At 41.2% G+C, this 22,812-nt stretch carries 22 protein-coding genes; all 22 read right to left on the bottom strand.

Translation table 11 applies throughout. The features are described 5' to 3' along the window. Nucleotides 1–21: 21 nt before the first annotated feature. Entirely contained in the window at nt 22–2,118 is a 2,097-nt protein-coding gene (fliD, locus tag FOF60_RS21775) for a flagellar filament capping protein FliD (RefSeq protein WP_192469961.1), read from the bottom strand. Nucleotides 2,119–2,135: 17 nt separating this feature from the next. Further along, nucleotides 2,136–2,507, bottom strand: a complete 372-nt coding sequence (flaG, locus tag FOF60_RS21780) for a flagellar protein FlaG (protein ID WP_192469960.1) — start codon at nt 2,505–2,507, stop codon at nt 2,136–2,138. Nucleotides 2,508–2,615: 108 nt separating this feature from the next. After that, nucleotides 2,616–3,053 carry a YaaR family protein gene (locus FOF60_RS21785; protein ID WP_192469959.1) on the bottom strand — a complete coding sequence of 146 codons (438 nt, stop codon included), beginning with the start codon at nt 3,051–3,053 and terminating at the stop codon, nt 2,616–2,618. A gap of 90 nt (nt 3,054–3,143) precedes the next feature. Next, the gene (locus tag FOF60_RS24470) at nt 3,144–5,009 is read right to left on the bottom strand and encodes a flagellin N-terminal helical domain-containing protein (protein WP_319801548.1); all 1,866 of its coding nucleotides are present in this window, start codon (nt 5,007–5,009) and stop codon (nt 3,144–3,146) included. Nucleotides 5,010–5,032: 23 nt separating this feature from the next. Then, nucleotides 5,033–5,461 carry a flagellar export chaperone FliS gene (gene fliS / locus FOF60_RS21800; protein WP_319801549.1) on the bottom strand — a complete coding sequence of 143 codons (429 nt, stop codon included), beginning with the start codon at nt 5,459–5,461 and terminating at the stop codon, nt 5,033–5,035. 51 nt (nt 5,462–5,512) lie between these two features. Continuing rightward, on the bottom strand, nt 5,513–5,809 hold the full coding sequence (locus FOF60_RS21805) for an EscU/YscU/HrcU family type III secretion system export apparatus switch protein (protein WP_192469958.1): 297 nt from the start codon (nt 5,807–5,809) through the stop codon (nt 5,513–5,515). Then, nucleotides 5,806–8,154, bottom strand: coding sequence for a coiled-coil domain-containing protein (locus tag FOF60_RS21810; RefSeq protein ID WP_192469957.1), 2,349 nt, complete (start codon nt 8,152–8,154; stop codon nt 5,806–5,808). Before FOF60_RS21810 ends, FOF60_RS21805 begins: the two co-directional genes overlap by 4 nt. Nucleotides 8,155–8,893: 739 nt before the next feature. Next, nucleotides 8,894–10,804: a glycosyltransferase gene (locus FOF60_RS21815; protein WP_192469956.1), complete on the bottom strand. Its 1,911-nt coding sequence runs from the start codon at nt 10,802–10,804 to the stop codon at nt 8,894–8,896. A gap of 21 nt (nt 10,805–10,825) precedes the next feature. Then, a complete protein-coding gene (locus tag FOF60_RS21820; protein WP_192469955.1) occupies nt 10,826–12,757 on the bottom strand; it encodes a tetratricopeptide repeat-containing glycosyltransferase family 2 protein in 1,932 nt (643 codons plus the stop codon). 93 nt (nt 12,758–12,850) lie between these two features. Further along, nucleotides 12,851–13,663, bottom strand: a complete 813-nt coding sequence (locus FOF60_RS21825; protein ID WP_192469954.1) for a flagellin N-terminal helical domain-containing protein — start codon at nt 13,661–13,663, stop codon at nt 12,851–12,853. Between the two features lie 155 nt (nt 13,664–13,818). Further along, on the bottom strand, nt 13,819–14,034 hold the full coding sequence (gene csrA / locus FOF60_RS21830) for a carbon storage regulator CsrA (protein WP_192469953.1): 216 nt from the start codon (nt 14,032–14,034) through the stop codon (nt 13,819–13,821). A gap of 5 nt (nt 14,035–14,039) precedes the next feature. Then, nucleotides 14,040–14,474, bottom strand: coding sequence for a flagellar assembly protein FliW (gene fliW / locus FOF60_RS21835; protein ID WP_192469952.1), 435 nt, complete (start codon nt 14,472–14,474; stop codon nt 14,040–14,042). Between the two features lie 13 nt (nt 14,475–14,487). Beyond that, nucleotides 14,488–15,042, bottom strand: coding sequence for a DUF6470 family protein (locus FOF60_RS21840; RefSeq protein WP_192469951.1), 555 nt, complete (start codon nt 15,040–15,042; stop codon nt 14,488–14,490). Nucleotides 15,043–15,160: 118 nt separating this feature from the next. Beyond that, nucleotides 15,161–16,051 carry a flagellar hook-associated protein FlgL gene (gene flgL / locus FOF60_RS21845; RefSeq protein WP_192469950.1) on the bottom strand — a complete coding sequence of 297 codons (891 nt, stop codon included), beginning with the start codon at nt 16,049–16,051 and terminating at the stop codon, nt 15,161–15,163. A gap of 9 nt (nt 16,052–16,060) precedes the next feature. Continuing rightward, nucleotides 16,061–17,626: a flagellar hook-associated protein FlgK gene (flgK, locus tag FOF60_RS21850; RefSeq protein ID WP_192469949.1), complete on the bottom strand. Its 1,566-nt coding sequence runs from the start codon at nt 17,624–17,626 to the stop codon at nt 16,061–16,063. 18 nt (nt 17,627–17,644) lie between these two features. Next, a complete protein-coding gene (locus FOF60_RS21855; RefSeq protein WP_192469948.1) occupies nt 17,645–18,094 on the bottom strand; it encodes a flagellar protein FlgN in 450 nt (149 codons plus the stop codon). Between the two features lie 14 nt (nt 18,095–18,108). Further along, nucleotides 18,109–18,372 (bottom strand): flagellar biosynthesis anti-sigma factor FlgM, encoded by a 264-nt coding sequence (gene flgM / locus FOF60_RS21860; RefSeq protein WP_192469947.1) that lies wholly within the window; start codon nt 18,370–18,372, stop codon nt 18,109–18,111. A 99-nt stretch (nt 18,373–18,471) separates the two neighbouring features. Further along, on the bottom strand, nt 18,472–18,876 hold the full coding sequence (locus tag FOF60_RS21865; protein ID WP_192469946.1) for a TIGR03826 family flagellar region protein: 405 nt from the start codon (nt 18,874–18,876) through the stop codon (nt 18,472–18,474). 28 nt (nt 18,877–18,904) lie between these two features. Continuing rightward, nucleotides 18,905–19,546 carry a ComF family protein gene (locus FOF60_RS21870; RefSeq protein WP_413632781.1) on the bottom strand — a complete coding sequence of 214 codons (642 nt, stop codon included), beginning with the start codon at nt 19,544–19,546 and terminating at the stop codon, nt 18,905–18,907. A gap of 62 nt (nt 19,547–19,608) precedes the next feature. Further along, the gene (locus FOF60_RS21875; RefSeq protein ID WP_192470173.1) at nt 19,609–20,955 is read right to left on the bottom strand and encodes an ATP-dependent helicase ComFA; all 1,347 of its coding nucleotides are present in this window, start codon (nt 20,953–20,955) and stop codon (nt 19,609–19,611) included. Nucleotides 20,956–21,338: 383 nt separating this feature from the next. Next, nucleotides 21,339–22,178, bottom strand: a complete 840-nt coding sequence (locus tag FOF60_RS21880) for a DegV family protein (RefSeq protein ID WP_192469944.1) — start codon at nt 22,176–22,178, stop codon at nt 21,339–21,341. A 426-nt stretch (nt 22,179–22,604) separates the two neighbouring features. Beyond that, entirely contained in the window at nt 22,605–22,766 is a 162-nt protein-coding gene (sda, locus tag FOF60_RS21885; RefSeq protein ID WP_264647609.1) for a sporulation histidine kinase inhibitor Sda, read from the bottom strand. Nucleotides 22,767–22,812: the final 46 nt, after the last annotated feature.

Below are 22,812 nucleotides of genomic sequence, written 5' to 3' on the forward strand. Positions count from 1 at the left end.
TAGAACGCTCCTTTTTAAAACTTACATACTGAACTGCTGCATGAGATATGCTGATTGGCTATTCGCTTTTTGAATCGCTTTTTCCATTGCCGTGAACTGGCGCCAGTAACGGTCCTCCACCTGAGTCAGACGGGATTCGAAACGCTTAATCTGGTTATCCACGCTTAACAAGTCTTTTCCCAGGCTGAATTGCTGGTTAGTAGAAAAAGCATTCCCCGCCTTTGCCTTAAGCTTGTCCATAATTTCATTAGCCGTATCATATAACCTTTGTGTAATTCCCTTTTGCGAATCAGTCGCGCCAGAGGCATTGAATAATTTTTCGACAGACAGTGGATCTGCTTCGATTGCCTTCTTCAATTCTGCCTCATTGATCTGCAGCTTCCCACCTTCAAGGTAATTAGCTGATGTGGTGATCCCGATGCTGGCCAGTTGGTTAAACAACGGGCTTACCTCGGCATTCTCGACAGGAGTATAAAAATCCATCCGCATTTGCGACAATGCTCCAGTAAGGATCGAATCCCGTCTCAACAAGCCACTTTTAGACTTTTCTTCCCACTGCTCCTGCTGCTTTTCACTCAAGGATTCACGCTGTTCGTCTGTCAGCGGCTGATAATCTTTATAGTATGTTTCAGACGTTTTCTTTTGAATCTTATCTATCAGTTCATTGTATTTATCGACGAATTTCTTAATATTATCAAACACTTTCGTCGTATCATTGTTAATATTAACCGTAATCGCAGGATCTGTGTTCAATGCCGGTTCTGTACTCGTATTGAAGGTCTGCTTCAATGTGAAAGTTACGCCATTCATATCGAAAGTATTCGATGTCCGCTCTGTATCTAGGCCATTGATGGTAAACTCAGCGTTGGCTCCGACTGTCGTCACCAAGCCTGATGCAAATCCCAGGGTATTTTCTATGAAGCTTCCGGAAAAATCGATCTCATTACCAGCTGTGTTGAAATCTCCGGTCTCCTTCCTCGTCATGGTCATGCTTTTGGTAAAATCATCATAAAACATCGTGACGCCTGCATTGGAGGAGTTGACCTCGTTAATGACCTGGTTCAAGGACTCATTACCTTTCACCAGGAAATTCTCAGTCACCTTCACATTCCCCGTTTTATAAGAAGAAACGGAAAAATCGGTATACTTTTGATCATAGGTCAGTTCAAGCTTTATTGGATCCGTTGTTGATTCGGCCAGCGTGCGCATAGCATCAGAAACCTTGATGTTGCCTGTGACGGTATCCAGCACTCCTACCTCTTCAGTCCCCCTCATGATTCTCCTGCTGTTCGGTTCACCTGTCACTGCTTCAAGTGTCAGATTTTCCGGAGCAGCCGTGCCGATATGCAATTTCAATCCTGTGATAGTATCTAGTGCCCCATTTGTAAGCTGCAGAGCCTGTGTGTCCTTAGTGATCGCAGACGTCGTTTCGGTTTTGGTTTTTGATACATATTCGACAGCCACTGAGCTGTCTTTACTAATCGCATTACCGAAGATCAAGTTACCAGTGCTTGTATCAAATTGCACCTGGTCCTTCCCGGCAGTTGGTGTTCCCGTGACGACCTCAAAGCTCTTGCCGTTCACCTTAACACTCCATGATGACAGCTTTGCAGGATCAAGGTTGGCTATTTCAGTTGCACTAAGCCCAAGATTGACGGTTGTACCTTCTGCAGTCGTCTTCACTGTCTTACTTTCCACCACGCCATTGCTAAAGGTTAATCCATTTGAAAAAGTTTGCGATACCAACGGTTTACTGCCATCAAAACCTGTGCCGGCAATGGCACCTGAATTTTTCACAGTTTCCGCACTGGCCAATCTTCTCACACTGGAAATCGAAAATGACGATTGGCTGGCAGAACTATTGGCAGTCGCTGAAACACGGGAATCATTTGTTGAGGATGTCGTCCTTACCCGGAAGGTCGATGATAGCTTCATCGTCGTCAGTTCTTTCCGGAAATCCAGGAAAAGATTATTCATTGTACGATAATCATCCCGGCGCCACTCTAGGACCTGCTTCTTTTGCTTCAGTTTATTAACGGGCATCCGTTCTGCCTTCATCAAGTCGGCAACGATACTGTCGATGTCCATGCCGCTTGCAAGGCCGCCGATTCTTACCATAATTTCTGCACCTGCCTTTAAATCTTTTTATCTACTATTAATCCGAGGAATTCTGTCATCGCCGCGTAAAAATCAAGCATTTTCTTCGGCGGGATTTCCCTGACGATTTCCTTTGTTTTTTCATCTACCAAGGTCACATAGTATTCCTGCAGCTTCTCATGATACTGGAATTTCAAAGCGGTATTGCTTTGCATAAGATACTTATTCAGCCCCTCAACTACACCTTCCATTTTTTCTTTAGGAATCGACTGCGACTCTTCCTGCACAGGTACTTGTGCTGCATTTTCTTCTGCAACGGTCTGTGAACCGCTATCAATACTATCAATCTTTGTCTTAATCGTTTCATAGATGTAGGAACCTGATGTATTTGAAGAGAGACTGCTAATCATGAAAATTGCCTCCTCGAAAGCGCATATTATATTGTTTATATCGGAATGACTGCTACAAGTCTTTAACATTTTGTGAAAAATAAAAAGCCTCCTCACATTGAGAAAGCTTTACGTATAAATATTAATCAACATTCCCTGAATTTCACCGACAAGGCCTAAGAGGTCAATTCCCTTCTTTTCCTTATCAAGTACCGAGTTGGTAAGGTCGATCAACTTGCTGTCCACTTCTTTGACAAGCTTATAAATCTTCGAAGATCCACGCTGATTGAAGCCTCTATGCTCTTTAAGCTCAAGTCCATTTTGGACAGCGTCCTCCATGAAATCTTTTACAAGCTTCTTATATTTCTTCAGGTTTTCGACTGAGCGGGTATCAACTAATTTTTTTCCTTGCTCCTCAATCGCCTGCATTTTCTTGCTTAAACGCTCAAAAGTAACATCCGTACGACGCTGACTGACCACTTCACTGAAAGAAATCGAATCCTTCGCGACTGTTTCCTTCATTCCTGTCTTGGTTAATGAAGCTTTGGAAACACGCTGAATGTCCATCCTGCTCACACCTTTGCGTAAAAATAGCTATCTTTAATTATATCATACCAAAGGGAGAGACGTTTGCTGCCCCTCCCTGGTCAAATCCAATTATTTCAATAATTGCAGAACTCCCTGTGGCATCTGGTTAGCCTGTGAAAGCATTGCCTGTGCAGCCTGGTTCAGAATATTATTCTTTGTAAAATTGGACATTTCCTTTGCCATATCAAGATCGCGGATACGGGATTCAGAGGACGTCACGTTTTCAGTCATGATTTTCAAGTTGTTCACCGTATGCTCCAGACGGTTCTGAATTGCGCCAAGGCGTGCTCGTTCTGAAGAAACCTTTTGGACGGCATCAGAAAATATCGTAATGGCTGCCTGTGCTTTTTCATGGGTAGAAACATCTACCGCATATTCCACGTTCGTCCCGTTTACAACAACTGACTCATCGGCATACCAGACCTTTTGTTGTTTACCGTTCTCCAACGTAATTGAGCTTTCACCCGCAATATTGGCAGTCACTCCCAATGAAATCCCGCGCATATCATTTACTTCCAATGTAACGGATTGGCCTGAGTTCGCCCCAATCTGGAAGTTCATTGATCCGTCATTGCCAGTAGTGACTTCTTGGACCTCGAAGCTGAAGGAGCCTTCCTTCAAGGCAAAACTGTTCATTACCAAGCCCTCGGTTACATCGAATGCCAATACAGCCGGGTCCACACCATCAGCAACCTTTGCCGCTACTTCCTGCTCAACACCACCCATTTCTATGGAATATGTGTAAAAAGGCACAGTTGTCGGCGTATTGAAGGTAATTTTGTCTCCATCAGCCATATCAATAGTGGAAAACTTGAAAGATATGCCGTGATTGTCGTAAAGGTCCGTAGCAGCTACTGTGTCTGATACAGTCGGCGTACTTGCTCCGTCTGGCGTAAACTCCACCAACCAGTCCGTACTGTTCTTCGTCAGCGTCCATTCACCGGCCGCTGCCTCAGTTGAAACAGTGATTGGCTGTGTGAAACCAACATTATTTTTCCCAGTATTACCTGGTGCAAATCCCTGCTGCATGGTTCCCAAAGTGCTGGACTGAGCATTAATGATAAATTCTGCCTTATCGCCTGCGACAAAGCCAGCAGCGTCTTCGATTTGGAACTTAATGCCGTGATTATTATATTGTTCACCAATCGTGTAGGTATCATTGATATTACCTGAGCTGTCTTTTACGCTAAAAGTAGCAGCATCAATCATTTCAAGGGTAATCGTATCATTTAATGCCGGTGCCGGGTTGCCTTTGCTGCGGTCATAGGAAATGCTATTTCCGGCAAAAATAAGTGTTCCTGTTCCAGTAAGAGTAAGCTCGTTTATGGAAAGGGGGATCTCCTGAGTCTCTTTTCCATTTGCAAAGAAAGCTCCTGCAGATGATTTGGATACATTCACCGTGTAGCTTCCAGGTTCAAATGCATCCCCAACCGTCAAATCCATTCCGGTTACAGCATCAAACTGGCTTGCTTTTCCATCTGCAAAAGCCTTCCCTGCAGGAGCCAGCGTATTCATCCTGCTGCCATCCAAAAGAGAAGCATTATTAAACTCAGTGGCATTGCCAATTCGATTAAGTTCAGATGTCAATTGATTGATTTCCTTCTGGATTTCTGCTCGATCTGTATCCGTGTAGGAATCATTAGCCGCCTGCACTGCCAGCTCACGCATCCGTTGAAGAATTTCATGGGAAGAGGAGAGAGCTCCTTCAGCTGTCTGGATCAGAGAGATGCCGTCGAGCGCATTTCTTTCTGCCATTTCCAGACCGCGAATTTGCGAGCGCATCTTTTCGGAGATGGCAAGACCAGCCGCATCATCGGAAGCCTTATTAATCCTTAGACCTGAAGACAATTTTTCCAGACTTTTCGCTGTGTTGGTATTATTAATCGCCAGATTGCGATAAGCATTCAAAGCAGAAATATTATGGTTGATTCTCATTCTGTATGACCCCTCTGTTTCTTTTAGTTTTGAACTCTCATTATGCTATTTTCATAAGCTGACACCTTACGTACGGTGCTGGATTGAGAGACATTCACTTTTTTCTTTAAAATTTCATTCCAGGCATGGATAATCGGCTCAATCAATGTAATCATATCCCTCAGGATTGAAACATCTTTCTTAACATTCGCAATGATGATTTGATCTGCCATATAGTTATATAGCATGTCCAGCTGCTGTCCAATAGGACCTGCCTCATACTTCAGTCCAACTCCAAGTCTATGTAAAATATCATTTGTCCTCTGCAATTTGGCATTTGCCTGCACATAGGACTTTTCATTGATCAATTCGATCGCCTGCTCCAGATTATCGATGATTCCTTCATACAGGAGAGCCGTCAGTTCCTGGGGACTTTTCTTGAATATGACGTCCTTTGTCAGTGCCTCCATCATATACCTCCATTATGGTAACTATTGATTCTATCGGTAAAACCTCTCATTTATTTAATAGTTTTTCTCCAATTCCTCAAGCAGGATGAAGATCTCCGCAATGACTCCGTATAGCTGTGGCGGGACAGAATCTCCAAGGTCAATGTCGAGCAAATTCTGAAGCAGTGAGGAGTCCGCTTGGAGATGGACGTTATTTTTCTTCGCAAGCTCAATGATTTGCTGCGCGACTGCCCCATTTCCCTGTGCCACCACGGTCGGAGACTTACCGGTATTATCATCATATTTAATGACAGCCGCCGAAGGGCCGTTCAGCTGCCTTCTGTTTTTCTGGTTAAAATAAAGATTGTTCATATCGTGAAATTATACCCCTTCTCTGTAAAAGCAGGCGTTAATTTTACAGTTTGCTGGTCAGTGGATTCCGTTTCTGCTTCGACAGCTGGCTTCTTCGTTTTCAGTGCCTCAAGTTTGTAGCCGATTTCCTGCAGGCGTTCTTTGGAAATCTCAGTCATTGGATCAAGCAGCTTGTCCAACCCGTCCTTTTTGCTGTTAAAAGTGATCGAGATATTTCTGTTCTGGGCCGTCACCTGGATGCCGACCTCGCCAAGCTTCTTCGTTTCGAGCACGAAATAAAGACTGCAATTTTCCCAATCGATTTTTTCACCGGATTTTTGAGAATTGATGAAAACCTTGATGTTTTCCATTTCCTGATTCAGCAGGAAAGGCATTTGCAGGAAAAGATTTTGCATACCGGAAGAGTCCTGCTTATTTAAAAGCTGCTGTCCGGTGAGATTGGCAAGTGTCTGCTCTGCTTTTGGATATCCATCTGCGTCCTGAGCCATCTGGATCAGCCTTGCTTTCAGGTTTTGATTTAAATCTCCCTGATCACCTTTAGAGCCGAAAACCAAGCTGTTCGCCGCATCATTCTCATGCGTCAGACCGAGACGCCTTACAGATTCAAACACCTGACGGGCAGAATAATCCTGGTCAGGCATCGGCCTGACTGCCTGTCTGACAGCTTGAGCCAGCTGCTCATCCGATGTCACGGTTGTTCTCAGCAGACTTTGCTCATTCACGAAGTGCTGTACCCTGGTATTGGATGGCTTAAAGATAATCTGGTCAAGGGTAGCTTTCACATCTTTCACAATCGTGATGGCTGCCGTATACTCTCCTTTCGCAAGCAGGTTGCGCGCTTCAGAGAGACGTGAACTAGCAGTCAGCATCTTCTTCTCTGTCAGCATATCGGTATAAAGCATGAAATTGCTTTTAAGGATGGCATTGTCCAATTTATTGATTGCCGCATCCAGTGTCTGCCTCGCATTGACCTTGCTTCCACCTTTGTCTAGCATCAGAGCTACGTGATCGAGACTCTTGGTGATTTCCTGCTTGATTTTTTTAAAATCAATCGCCAGTTGCGACAACTTTTGTGTAATTTCCATCACCAATACAGACTTCGATTGCAAGGCAAGAGATTGGAGCGACTCATTGATCGCATATTGCTCAGCTTCCGTCAAAGTCAACTGTTCTCCGCCTTTTTGAATTGAAGGATGATCTTTTTCCAGCTGGTTCATCGCTTCCGCCACTACCTTGCGAGCAGATAGCTCCCTGCCCTGTTCAGCCATCTGAGTGGCCTTTTCAAACGAAGCTTTCAATTGAGTTATATCAATGGTTTTATTGCCTTTTAATTCGTCAAGAACCTTTTCGATTATGTCCAGTATCTTAGTTAATGACGCTTCTTTCTGAACATCCTTTAAAAGGGATTTTAGAAGGAGCATGTCCTGATCAGGAGTCTCGATTATAGCCTGCTTCATGTTTTGGGCAGTCAAAAATTCGAGTGCTTCACGCAATCTGGCAGCCGCAATCCTCTGCAATTTTTCCCCATCAGCAATTGCTCCCTGTCTGACTCTGTCCGTCCCCGCAGCATGAATCTGCAGCGCTTTTGTGATTTCCTGCTTCAATTGTTCCATTTCCGGGCGTCCGTTGGCATCAAGGCGGCGGACCAAAGCTTCTATGTCCTTAAGAGAGACATTTCCATTCTTTAGGTCACGGATGATCTGTTCAATATTTTTTAACTCCGGCTTTGGATTAACTCCGCTATCCGTTGAATTTGCATGACCTTTAGGCATCTCGACCTTGATCTCTCCAGCCAGTTCCCTCAGAGCGTCCTTCATACCCATGCCATGCAGGGCCGTATGTATGGCATTCAAATGATTCGCTGCCATCGGAAGATTCTTCTGAGCCAACGCATTCACCGTTTCCATTTTTTCCATCGGCTTGCCTTGAGCTTCGGTCAAGAACTTCTGCAAAGTCACCATCTCGTCTTTGGTCAACTGAATACCCTTCGCATCGAAAACCCTCACTGCATCCTTTAATTCCGGGAAGGCCCCAGGGTCAAACCCAGCCTTCAATAGACGTCCATTTAATGATTCAGCATTGGCAGCTTTCATAGCTAAAGAAGCAGACGCCTCCCTTAAAACAAGCCTCCCAGATTCAGGCCTATCCACCACCTCAGCAAGCAACCTGTCAGAAGACGGAACCTGCCCATCAAATCGGGCACTAAACTCCTGTCCCTTAAAAAGAACCGTAGCCTCATTGCCACCCAAACGATCCTTGATCAAAACAGACCCAATTTCCCCCGAAGAGATGGAAGCCTTGTGATCATTCAACTGTCTTGAAACCATTTGATTTGTTACCTGCATATAAACACACTCCGAACATTATCAATCTAACAATTTTATCGGCAGGAAAAGGATTATCTTAATGTGGAATTTATACCAATTTGGTGGGAAAGGTAGATAAAGGTTTTAAAATGTTGGATGAAAGATTCTTTGAGAGAACTGGGGTAGAAAACCTTTGGAGAAATTATTGAAAATAAAATGGAAAAGAAGCATAAGTTCATCGAATTTCAAGATGAGTAATTGACACTTAGTAGATTGTATCATCAAACATAAACTCTTATTCCATTTAGTACAATATTAATTGTTAAATCACCTTTTCACTATCTCACCTTCAATTCTTCTTTCACTTGAAATAGGAAATGCTCAAAAGGGGCTCTAGCAATGCTATAGCCCCCCCTATATCAAAATATCAATTCAATACCACTCGCTTCTGCTTCTCTTTCACTTTTGAAGTCTGGTCCTTACTGATTTTATTTGTTCTTGCACCCAAAATCGAACAAAATATATCCCAGCATCTTCATTTAGTTTATATCAGAGCCATCATGTTTAATTGCTGCTTTCAAGCAAGTTTAACTCGGCTCCTGTGTCGCTTCCTTTGACACAGGAGCCGAGTTTCCCCTTGGTTCTGCTTAGCCTGTGGCTGTTGTTTTTGTGACATATGAAGAATTGGATTGGTTTTTTATGGTCTTGGTCATATTATTAAAAATCTTCCCCACTCAACTCTTTTTATAGATTAAATAAACTAGAAGCGGCGAGAAACTTATCGAGAATTGGCTCTCTGTATCATTCTAGCAAAATACAAAATATTCACTACTGATCTAGATTCACTTAAATGGCTAACAATCTCTACAAGTTCTTTTATTATTTGGAGACCGTTTATTGAAAAGTTCAAATACTGGATTTTACTGTTCATTGAAATATCTTTTGCCCTTTCAATATCCTCACTACATTCTTCAAGTAAATTATTTTTTGCCATATATAGAGCTCTTTCAAGGAATGATTCCACCAAATAAACTGTGTTGTCCGAAATTCGTATGTCTTTTGTATAAATCTCCTCGATAGGAATATCGTGTGTTTTTTTCACTGCTAATCGATGATACTTCATAGTAGCTTCCTGCAGATTGTTTATTTGGATGCTTTCTATTGCTGTTCCGCGAGTTCCTGAATGAACTCGATAATGTAAAGTTGGTAAAGGCAATGCCATTGTATTGAAATGCCTACAGATACGCATCCACATATCATAATCTTGAGCCCTAATTAAATTCTCATCCCATTTACCTACCGTTTCATAACATTCTCTTCGAACAATAACACTAGGAGTAAAAAAACGATTTCCCTTAATCTGTTCCTTCAGAGCATACTGAGGTTCTATATTTCTTGCACTCCATACACCAGAGTAGGCCAAAGAATCATTTTCCTTTTGGAAGTATATAGTTGATGTATGAATAAGTCCAACACTTTTATTTTCTTGAAATTTTCTTATTTGCACCTCCAATTTTTTGGGTAAAGCAATGTCGTCGTCATCAAATATCCAAATATATTTTCCTGTCGCGCTTTCCATTCCAAGATTTATAGCTGAAGATTTCCCTCCATTTTTCTTTGAAATATAAGTTATCAAATGTTGATATTCACTAAGAATTAATTCCGTGTCATCAGTTGAACCATCATTCACCACTATTATTTCCTTATTTTTATAAGTCTGAGAAATCAAACTTTCCAATGCCTCTTTTAAGTGACTAGCTCTATTATAAGTTGGTAGTATAATCGATACTTTCTCATTATAATCTATATCTTTCAATTTATGAGGTGGCAGGAAATTAGAAACCATAGTAATATTACTTTCTCTATCAGTTTCTTTTTCTACATCTATATAACATAATATCCACTGACCAGGCACTTCATTTATCCAGTTTATTTTGCTACTTGTAAAAGAATTTATTAAGGAAGCTATATTTTGTTTAGTAAATATTCTCACATGATCAGGATCTGGGATTGCATACCCTTTAGGAACACTGATGACTATTCTCCCTCCATGTTTGCATATCCTTAACGCTTCTTCAATAAAAGGCGCAGGATCCGGTACATGTTCCAATACTTCAGCCAGTATAACTGTATCAAATGTATTTTCCTGAAATGCAAGAGCTGCACCGTCACCAAGATTAAAATAACAATTATCTAGACCGAGTGTTTTGACTTTGTATCTAGCTAGTTCAATTGCTACCGGGTCAATATCTATACCGAATACGTTAGTTGCATGCATGGCAATAAACGTAGATAAATCTCCGCTTGCGCATCCTACCTCAAGAACATCTCCCCTACATAAGGGAGCAGTGATTCCAATTCTATTCAATTCACTTTTGTTTCTTGGTCTCCTATAGTTTCTCCATTCCCTGTCTTCAATTTTATTTGATAATAGGATAGATAATAGCTTTTTATTTCTAGGTAAAGTTATATAATTGTGATATTTATCAAACCCAACCTCACTAATATAAAAATCTGAAACTTCTTGATTACCTGTTGAAGAGGAAAAAACTGCTAAATATATTTTTATTATCTCATTATTGGGAGTCTTTCCTAATTCATCGAACAATATGGAATAAGCTTTAATGTAATTCCGATCTATAAAATATTCTAGAGACTCATAACATTTTGTTTCGATATTCTTATCCATGATGGCTTATTCCTTCCTTTTTCATGACTGTAGATATTGATTTTTCAACCACTGACTATCTGTATATTCCATTAATGCATTAGTTATCAAATTCTCTTTCTTCTCATCATCACCTAATGTATTGAGTATTTCTATAGCAAATTTATAAAATCTAAAATCATCTTTATTTACAATAGCGTACTTAGAAACGTCTAAAGCATCTTTTAGATTACCTGACTCAATTAACCCAGTAATAATATTTATAAAGTCTTGCTCATTGAATAGATTCCAATCACATAAACTATATAACTGCAAAGATTCACCTTTAAAACCGTTTGAAAATAATATTTTAGCAACTTTATGAATTGTATATTCATCACTATTCTCTATTTCCTCTAAAATAACATTACATAAATCATATTTCTTATATACAAAAAGTAGTTGGAGCACATGGGTAATTAAATTATTATCAATATTAGTAACTGACTCCTCACCATTTAATAAATTTAATAGTTTGCTCACTTGCCCATTATGATTTAAAGAATTAAATACTAGTAAATAATCACCTACCACTTTATAATCATTTAGTAATATTAAATCTACTATATTAATCCAATTGGATTCAATCATCGTTTTCATTATATCCGGTGTAAATAACTCTTCAAATTGTTCAATATCACCGTGATTATTAATACAAAGTTCCTTCAAGTGAGCGACCTTAGTTAACAATACAAATTCATCATTGTAGTCATTTAGCAAGTTTACTGCTAAGGAAGGATTACCTACTTCAAAACTTGCTCTTACGTAATCTATAATATTGTTACCATTTACTAATTCATTTGATTTCAAAAAATTTGTAATTTCTTCAGCAGTATGAAAATTATTTAATACGTATACTACTTTATTAATAGCGTCTTTATTATACTTATCTATGTTCAAAACGCTAGAGTAATGATAAATTGAGTTATCGAAATCATCTTCATAAAGATATATTTTCCCTAACCTATTATGTGGTTTCAACTCTTTTACATCGGGCATGAGTATTATATCAATATATTTTTCTTGGTTATTTAAAATTTGAAAATACATTTGTTTTGCATCGTCTAATTGTCCTTTAATTAAAAAGATTTCCCCTTTTAAGTATGGAAACTCGGGTGAACCCGCATATATTTCTTCAGCATCTTTAATTACCTTTAAAGCATCATTATATCTTTGTAAACGCATTAAACAATTTATAATTTGTATAATATTATATGAAACCCAAGGGGTCCTAAAATTACCTTTAAGTTTATATGCTTGTAAATATGATTTAAGTGCTTTTTCATATTCTCCAATTGAAAAGTACTCATTGCCAAAGTTAAAATAATCAAATGCTTGTTGACTTCCCGTATTCAATTCTTTTTCTAGTAGATGTCGGTTGCGTTCGTTCTTATTTTTCTTCTTAACCGTATCTTTTAGATAGCCTGAGTGAAAGATTAATAAATTTGAATTCCTTGTTTTCAACTGTTCGTCTTTAGCACTTTTTAATTGTTCATGAATATGACGATAATAAACAATATCACGATTATTTTTATAAATTCTGCTGTGATAATTTTGAACTAAACTCTCTCCATAAAAACCAGTAAAATTTAATATCTTTGCAGTATAGGTATCAAAAAGACCATTGTCATTATGCAATTCTCGTATAAAATCTTTAAAATTTTCTTCATCGATATATTCGTCAGCATCTAACACTAAAATCCATTCTCCTGAAGCTTTTTCAGAAGCATAATTTCGCGCGGCTGAAAAATCATTACTCCATTTGAAGCTATAAACATTATTTGTATACTGTAATGCAATTTTTTTAGTATTATCAGTAGATCCTGTATCTATAATAATCATTTCATCAATTAAATTAGCCACTGATGACAAACAACGATTTAATACTTTTTCTTCATTTTTGACAATCATACAGAGTGAGATAAATGGTTTCATAGTTTTTAGCCCTCCAGGAATAATAGATTTAATAAAAATATCGTGCTTGAAAATATCTTAAGCACGATATTTCTTTAAACCTATTAACTTTAATTAACGGAGTAACTGTAGCACGCCTTGAGGTTGCTGATTAGCTTGTGCAAGCATTGCCTGGGCAGCTTGAGAAAGAATAGAATTCTTAGTTTGGTTCATCATTTCTTTCGCCATATCAACATCACGAATACGAGATTCAGCAGCCGTAAGGTTCTCAGATGAAGTATTCAAATTATTGATGGTATGATCCAGACGATTTTGATTAGCTCCTAAATAGGATCGAATTTCAGAAACTTTCTCTATTGCAGCGTCAATCGATGCTATTGCTGCACTTGCACTAGCAGCATCAGATACATCAATTGAAGCTATTGTTAAGCCTGTTGGATCTAGGTCAATGTTAATCGAAATATTTAAGTCTTGACCGTCATTAGCACCGATTTGTAAAGTTATATTTAATGATCCATCAAGTAATTCCTGTTTATTGAACTGAGTCGTATCTGAAATTCTAGTAATTTCGTTATTTAACTCATCAATTTCAGCCTTAATAGCATTTCGATCTTCAGTTGTGTTTGTATCATTACCACCCTGAACAGCTAACTCTCGCATACGTTGAAGAATGGAATGTGTTTCATTTAACGCGCCTTCAGCAGTTTGGATTAGTGAGATACCGTCTTGAGCATTTTTAGATGCTTGATCTAATCCGCGAATTTGTCCACGCATTTTTTCAGAAATTGAGAGTCCTGCTGCGTCATCCCCAGCTTTGTTAATACGTAGGCCAGAGGATAATTTCTCCATTGAACTTGATTGTGCATTAGAAGCGCTGTTTAACTGACGATGCGTGTTCAATGCAGCGATATTATGATTGATTCTCATTACTTATTTCCTCCTTGAATTTAAGGGTTCACTTCCTTGTGAACCTTAATTAGTTTAGTTCGAGTCGTCCAGGTCGGCCGCCCTGTTCTTCTCTACTTATGTTATCGTCGGATTGGGTGGGTTGTTTAATAGTTTTTAATTATTTTTTATAATTTTTATTTCTTTAGGTTCGTCAGCAGGGCTGTGATGTCTTTTGATGCGTTCTGATTTTCTTCCTGAATCTGTTCGTAGATTTCTTTTCTCAGGATTTCGATGTTTTTGGGTGCTTTGATGCCGATTTTGACCTGGTCGTTTTTGGATGAGACGATGGTGATTTCGATATCGTCACCGATTTTGATAGTTTCGCCGTTTTTTCTTGTCAGTACGAGCATTCATCTCACCCCTTTACCTTTTGGAATAGGTTATGTTTGGTCTTGTAGCCTTCTTCGACGAGAATGACCTGTTTCGCTTTGTTGTTAGCTTTATTGATGATGACGGGTGCCTGAAGGTTGGCGGTTGTTTTCTCGAATGGGTCTTCGACTGTTAGGATTGCGTAGACCGAGACATCTTTCTCAGATTCCACCCCTATCTCTTCAACCACTGTATCCTCAATTTTAAAGTCATATTCCTTGAAAAAGTCAAAAGGATTTGCGACCACAAATGCCAGTCCTGGTGTTTCCACTGACTGCATCACAGAGAATGATCCATCTTCATTTAGAGGCAAAATCACGAATCTCTTTTCGTCTGGAAATCCAGGTATTCCTTTTTCAAACTGCAATACTTCTGTTTCATGTATTTCTACTTCATTATGATATTTTGTAGTTAATTTCATCACAAAATCTCCTTTAGATTTCAAAATCAATGTTCAATGTATTTTTTTGCGCTAAATAGATATTGGTTTTACCAGGATAATAGTTAATCACTGGTTTGTTCGGAGTAACTTCGATATTTACAGGACGAGTTTTCCAGTTAATCCTTGTTTCGCCCGGATCATAATTAATTTTGACACTATTATGCGATGGAATCCAGCCAATGTTAATATCAGCCATGGGCGGAAGGCTATTTCGTTCGGCTTGGCTATGGAGGGCAGAAAAACCATGCTCGATCATCATCAGCTCGTCCCCTTCCTGGGAAATCCTCGCTATGGCATTCATCGCTTGCTGATAGCCGGCCTGGGCAGCATCTTCGGTCATCCGAAACACGCTTTTCAAGTTGGCATCCTCGAAAGCTCTTGTCTGGTCAATCGTCAGCCTGGGCGGTCTCCGATCAATCATCAATTTGGCCATAGGCTGCTCCATCTGCATATCAGCATGACGCTGCTGTATTTGCATTTCTCCCCTGCTTGTTTCGATGCCAATCTGTGCAAAAGTCGATTGCATTCTTATTTGTGGTATGTTCATTGGTAACTCCCCCTATAAGAAAAGCCTTATCAATTTTCATGATAAGGCTTTAGTTAGGCACTTTTCGTAAATCTATTATTCCTAATAGTTCGGAGTAAAGTTCAACTAGAAATGAACCTTATCTTAAGAAATCCATCAATGTCGGCTGAATGACTCTCGCACTCACGCTCAACGCCGCACGGTGGACACTTTCTTGGGACTTCAAGTCCATAATGACACGTTCAATATCGGCATCCTCATTATCAGAAAGAATTTTTGTAGCCATCACTTCCTGTTGACCAAGCCGTGTTTCGACCATTTCTAGGCGATTGTATCGCGCACCCAACTCGGAGCGCTCTGCCGACAAAGTGTTCATCACTTTATCGAGATCCTCAAGCAGCTGATCCATTCCCTTTGGATCCGGACTTTCGAGTTGTTCCTGGATTTTTTGGACTGTATCGAACATTTCCTGGTTGAATACATTGCCCGGATTGACGTTTGCTTTCATAAAGACACCGCGGGATACCTCGATCTGATAGTTATTGATTTTGTCGGATGTGAGGTTGTCTGCTACCTCCACCGGATTTTCCGATGTGACGACCGGTTTCATGATATCCGTACCGTGGAAAATATAGCGACCGCCAATCTTAGTATTTGCTGTTGCCGCTAGGCTTTGCTGCAATTGCTCGATTTCACGAGCAATTGCTTTGCGGTCGTCCGGGCTGTTCGTGTCGTTCTGCCCCTGAATCGTCAGCTCTCGTACACGCTGCAGAGCGCTGTTCGCCTGATCAATCCCGGCTTCGGAATTTTCCATCCAAAGGTATAGCTCGGATAGATTGCGCTTATATTGTTCAATCTCCGTCAGATTGGAGCGATAGTACATTCCCTTCATCGCGACAACTGGGTCATCGGAAGGTTTATTGATCTTTTTGCCTGTAGCAAGCTGGTCTTCGTACTTTCCCATTCTTCTGTAACTCTCGCTCAGGTTCCTAAGCGAGTTGGAAGACAGCATCGATTGTGTGACTCGCATCTATATCACTTACCTTCCACCAGTTCCCATGCCATTGATGATTTTATCCAGAAGTTCGTCCTGGAGAGAAATCATTCTTGCAGAAGCATTATAGGCATGCTGGAATTGGATCATATTCGTCATTTCTTCATCGAGAGATACCGTGCTAATCGATTCGCGTTTATTCTGGACAGCTAGTTTAAGCGCTTCCCCATTCGCCGTCAATCGGTTCGCTTCCTGCGCCTGAACAGCCATGCCGCCAATGATTCCTTCATAGTAATTGCGGAAATCAGCTTTCTCCGATCCGCCGTCATAGCTCAATTGCTGCGTAATGATATTTGCCAGATTAAGGACGTTCGAGCTATCTCCAAGTGTGGCTTTGGTGATGTCATCCCCAGTTGCAGATGCAATATTGTCCAGACTCGCAAGGATTTGATCATCCATCGTCATCCTGCCGGCAAATCCTTCGCGGTCTCCGATTGCTGCAGATTCGGCATCAGCGAAGAACGAGATTTCCTCTGCCTTCGGGCCGTTCCCGTCAGTTCCATTAATTTCATTTGGACTGAAGCCAGCTTTATGTACATCATTGAAGGCATTAGCAAAAGTATATGCCAGATTGTCCAGCTCTTTTAGCATTTCAGCATAGACGCCAGAGACTTCCCCTTCATTATTTTTAAAGGCAAAAGCTTCTACAAGTCCCTGAAGTTTCCCCCTTGATTGCAGTTCATTGAAGGGGATTTCAGTATTGCCGACTTTCATGCTTGCAATCGCATAGTCTGCATCTTTATTGATGGAAACTTCGTTAAAGCCACCATTCCCGACCAGGATCCCGTGCTGTTTGCCTGTATCGCTTACAAGCTTGATAATCGCTTTCCCTTCAGCGCCTGAATGGGAAAGGCCGCCGGTTTCTGAATACTCGACTTTAACGTTAACGATAGAAGATAATTCATCAATCAGTCGGTCACGTACATCATAAAGGTCGTTCGGCAAATAGCCATGCGGCTCCACATCACCGATCTGCTTATTCAGTTCATGAATTTGCTTCACCAGGGAATTTACCTTGTTGACAGTAACATTGATTTCATTACCAATGTCCTTCTGTACCGCCACAAGAGAATTGTGCAAATAATTGAATGTTTCCGCTACAGCGATTCCCCGTTGGCGGACTACAGACCTGGCTCCCTCGTTGCTCGGATTCACGGCTAAATCTTGGAGAGCCTGCCAGAATTGATCCATCGTGTTAGCCAGACCGGAATCAGAGGGTTCATTCATGATTTGTTCCATCTTTTGATAGGCTTCAGCCTTCGCTGATGAATAACCTAGCTTGTTCGATTCATTTCTGTATTGGACATCAAGGAAGCCCTCGCGAATGCGCTGCACAGCATCGGCTTTCACTCCTGTGCCAACTTGACCAGGGATATTGGGCCTGTTGAGCGAGGCTGCCGGATAAGGCTCCGTCTGGGCAAAATTAACCCGTTGCCTTGAATATCCTGGTGTATTGGCATTGGCAATATTATGTCCCGTAGTATGTAGAGCGGATTGCTGCGTGAACATTCCGCGCCTTGCTGTTTCTAATCCCATAAAGGTCGAACGCATAAGTGACTTCCTCCATTATTACGCTTTTGAATTAAACAGGCTCTTGCTTGGCGAACCTGGCTCTCCTTGCCCATAATTGAAATCTTCCTGCGACGGGGCGATCAGGCTCATTGAAAAAGAAATGAATTTCAGGGACTGATTAATCAATCCCTGATTCAATTCATTCAGCTGTTGAATTTGGCGTATTACATCCTGGAGCTCCTGACTAATTTCTAAAAGAGTCTCTTTCTCTTGTTCTGGCCATTTATCCAACAGTTCACTTAATGTCTGATCACCAGTGACCCTGCGTCTCTCAGCCTCGAGCTTTTCGATCGCAAAAATATGTGTCTGTTCTTCTTTCAGAAGATTTGTCAAAGCAGGTACATCTTCCGCTTCAAGAATGCCTGTTTTTTTGAATGCCAGTTCCAGCAGGCTTTTATGAAGCTTTAAAAGCTTGGCCATGCTGTCAATAAGTTGATGGATACTCATGTTTCTCCCCCGACCTATTTTTTATAATAGAAATCCATAACACTTTTTGCGATATCCTGTGGATTTGGCTTATAAGTGCCATTCTCCACTTGAAGCTTCAGCTCTTCTACCTTTTTCTGGCGCAGCTGTTCAACTTCTGACATCTGCTGCATAGCCTTTGCTGTAGGTGAAATCTCCACCTTATCAACTGGTTTTTCAGCCTTCTTCAGTTCATCAATTTTATTCATCTGTCTGTTATATGGGTTGATTCGATTTGTGCCAAAATTACTGATCTTCATTCAATATCCCTCGCTTTCATTAAGTTAAGGATTCTCTACCGTACATATCGGATATTTCCCCGTTATCTTTAGTAATAATGTAAAATAGCGACTTTAGTCTTATTCATTTCTTGTAAAATACGTCGCCTTATGGCTGCTAATTTTTTGTTTAAACTCTTCTTCCCGCTCAAGATGTTTTAAATCGGTTCTGAGCTCATTAGCGCAGCCCTCACAAAGTCTTCCGGTCCGAATCACTTTACCGCACTTGTCGCAAGGATACCCAAGGTTCGGGAATTGCGCTATCTGAAGCTTGCCATTTTTAATGAACTTCAGGATCAGTTTTTCCGGTACGCCTGTCGCTTCAACCACCTGTAGCATCGTCGCAGCCCGATTCTCACGTTTTCTCATATATTTAGCGACAGTATCATACGCCGCTTCTTCTTTTCTCCAGCACTTTTCGCAAACATCGCGAAATTTGCTTGCCACATATATTTCGCCGCATTGCGGGCAATTTTGAAGGTCCACTGTCCTTCCTCCTTCAATAATATCTCATCTAGCGTGCCAAAGTGAATGAATACACCTTCGCCGCTCCGTTATCTTTTAGTATTTTGGCTGCATGCCTCAGCGTGGAGCCTGTAGTATATATATCGTCAATCAGCACAATTGTTTTACTGTTAAGATTTAGGTCTGTTTCCAATTTGAATACTTGCTCTATATGAATTCTTTCAGAGCGCGATTTTTTTGACTGTTTTTCGGTATGGACTCTGGAGAGCAGGCGGGTTGGTTTGAAGCCGGCAGTGGTGATGAGGGCTTCTGCCTGGTTGAAGCCTCTTTCGTAGAGTCGTTCTGCACTGAGCGGGATTGGGACAATATAATCATATTGGAAAGCTTGCAAAGCCTGGCGAAGATCTACTGCAAAAATCTCCGCCAGTACATAATCCCCGCGGAATTTGAATTTCGCCACCACATCTTTCGTAAAATCAGTATAGCGATACAGTGAGCGGTTTTGGTCAAGCCTCCCGCTCCATTGCTCGTCTTCCTCCCAGCGTTTGCAATCCAGACAGACACTACCTAACCTGAATTCCGCTTCCAAAAAGGCAAATGGTCTGCCGCAGATTCCACATATCTCCCCTGTAATCGGCGCAAAGTTCTCATAACATCCTCCACAAATCTTTGATGTTTGATCATCCCCCAAAAGAGTTCTCCACGACAAAACAGGTTCTATCTCAGCGTGGCATATCAGACAATAACTCACTTTCATACATCAATCAATCCCTTCTTGATCCCCTCTTTGTTCATCATCGTAATTTGGCTGCGGGCACTGAGCATTGCTTCTGTTTTGCCATAATGAAAAAATGTCACATCGCCTGTTGGATATTCTGCACTTCTTCCTGCCCGGCCGGCAATCTGCACAAGAGCACTCTCTGTAAAAATACTGTCCTCCGTGCCAATGACAGCAACATCAATATTCGCTACCGTAACACCGCGTTCAAGAATAGTTGTGGTAAGCAATATGGGCATCTCTTTATTTCGGAACTTTATTACTTTTTCTTTTCTATCAGGATCTTCAGCATGGACCGATTCAATAAGAGGATACAATTGTCGAAGGATGGTGAGGATTTTGTCCATGGCGGCGATTTTCGGAGCAAAAATCAATGCTTGTTTTCCGTTGGCTAATCTAGATTCCACCCATTTTTTTATTGGAGTAGACAACCTTCCCTTACTAAGGTGTTTCTCCCAGTTTCCCGACCACACAAACTGTGGCACCGGCAGAGGATGGCGGTGGAAGCGGGCAGGAATCGTGACATAATCTCTTTTCCCAAGACGGCACTCTTTCTGCCATTGTTTTTTAGGGGTGGCAGTTAAATATATCAACGAGGATTTTAGCTTCTTTGATTGCTGGACTGCATATTGAAGAGTTTCGTCAATGGAATAAGGGAAGGCATCCACCTCATCGACAATCATTACGTCGAACGCCCTGTAAAAGCGGAGCAATTGATGCGATGTCGCGATAGTAAGCTGAGCTAATTCGTAGCGGTCTTCACTGCCGCCATAAAGAGCTGCGATTTTTATATCTGGGAACACTTTTTTAAAACGAGGTGCCAGCTCAAGAACCACATCCGTCCTTGGCGTAGCCACACAAACCCGCTTGCCTGTGGAGAAAGCCTGAGCAATCCCTTCAAATAACACTTCCGTTTTACCTGCCCCAGCAACCGCCCATACAAGGAGCTCAGATGAGTTTTCCACAGCTTCCGCAACCTGACGGGAAGCAACCTTCTGTCCTGCTGATAATTTCCCGTCCCAATGAAGAGGTTGGGCAATTCGATTAAACTCTGGTTCAGGCCCCGCCCAGCTAATAAGCGGCGTGCACTCACTCACCCGTCCCATCATCAAGCATTTGCGGCAATAGAACTCTACTTTCCCACAACGGGAACACGGGAATTCTGCAAACCAGGTTGGATCAGTTGTACCGCATCTTGTGCAAGAAAGCGGATCTCGGTTGACTCCCTTGCGGTATACTATATATCCACTTTCATGGTGTTTCTGAATTTCCTCTCTCGAAAAAGGCAATTCCTCATGCAGCAGCTGTTTCCCAGTCAGCATTTTTTGCAGTTCAGGATTGTATTGGAAAGAACGATCTGTGGATAACGAGGAAAATCTGTCGGTGAATGCCTGTTCATCAACAGAATGAATTACATTGGGGATTAAATTTTCTTCTTTCAACAAAGTTAATCACAGCCTTTTGTGGATTTTTATGTGGATAACAAGGTTTTTATGTGGATAATGTGGGTTAAATTGTTGGTAAGTGTCTGTTTAGGGTGATGAAAGCGGTTTTTACTGTGGATAATCAGATGTTGATTGAAAATATCTGTTGGTAAGTGAATCTTTTTGTTGATAACTACTATATTTATGTGGATAATCAAATAAAGCGCCACATCCCCATACGGATCCGGCGCTTCATCATTGTTGTAAGAACTCTTCCGTAATTATTTCTTATACCAGCCCATCCCCATCGAACCTTCCCCAAGATGGGTTCCAATGACTGGACCGAAGTAGCTTAACATGAATTCAACATTCGGGAACTGAGCTTCTAGCTCGCTTTTCCATTCAAGTGCTTCTGCTTCACGATTGGCATGAATGACGACTGCCCTGTAATCATCCCCGCTGTTCGCATCCTCCGCAAGCAGTTCGACGACACGGTTCATCGCCTTTTTACGTGTACGGACCTTTTCAAACGGAACAATCTTCTTGTCCTCAAAATGAAGCAAAGGCTTCACTTGCAACAGGCTTCCAATCAATGCCTGAGCACTCGACAATCGGCCGCCGCGCTGAAGATGGCTTAAATCATCCACCATGAAGTAGGCGCGGATGGAGTGTTTCATCTCATTCAAGCGCCCGATGATTTTCTCAGGTTCAACACCCTGCTCTGCCAGCTCTGCCGCTTCCAGAGCATAAAAACCCTGGACCATCGCGCTGATTTCAGAATCAAATGGATATACTTTTATCCCATCAACCATTTCGCCCGCGCTCACCGCACCCTGGTAAGTGCCGCTAATCCCGCTGGACAAATGGATGGTGATGACCGAATCGTATTCTTTTGCTAGTTTTTCAAAAAGCTCGACGAACTCGCCAATCGGAGGCATCGAAGTTGTCGGAAGCTCGCGCTGCTTCACTTCTTCATAAAACTCTTCTGCGCTGATATCTATTTCTTCTCTATATGTCTCATGATCGAAAATCACGCTCAACGGAATCATGTGGATATTCCATTTCTCCCGCAAATCCTTCGGGATGTACGCAGTGCTATCCGTGATAACTGCCGTTTTCATTATTATATTACCATCCTTATGTTTTTCTCTACAGTTTGTACAATCCCATTTTATATGAACTTCCTGCAAAATGCATTCTTTCAGGAAAACTATTTTAATAAAGAGATTGGAAATGCTAAATAGAAAGATACTATATAAGTTGAACTAGAAAGTTTACCTTTTCATTTCGCTCCAGGTGCTTCGCTTTCCGCGGGCGGCCTGGGAGCCTCCTCGGCGCAAGCGCCTGTGGGGTCTCCCACTGACCTTTCATCCCGCAGGAGTCTTCGCACCTTCCGCTTCATTAAATCGATAATTGTTAAGTTCAACTTACACCTCTTTTGGATTTACAGATTTTTTCTATGCGTCCTACTATCGACAAATCCTCTCAAACAGGTATTTGTTAAAAAACAAAAAGACACTAGCAATCGATTGCACAGTGTCACAAAATTAAGAAACGTATTGTTTTTCTAAGCTTTTTAAGCCTCTGTTATTTATTTCTTCCATTAGCATTTCAATAAAGGTTTCATCCAAATTTAACAGAGTAGCCTTTTGGTATGCTTCTAGTAACTTTTCATCTGTTAGTTCCCATAGTGTAGAAATGTTGACCACCCCTTCGATTTACTTTCCCTCATTATATCGGATTTTATTAAGAATT

This window comes from Mesobacillus jeotgali (genome assembly GCF_014856545.2).
In the GTDB taxonomy this organism is placed as follows: domain Bacteria; phylum Bacillota; class Bacilli; order Bacillales; family Cytobacillaceae; genus Mesobacillus.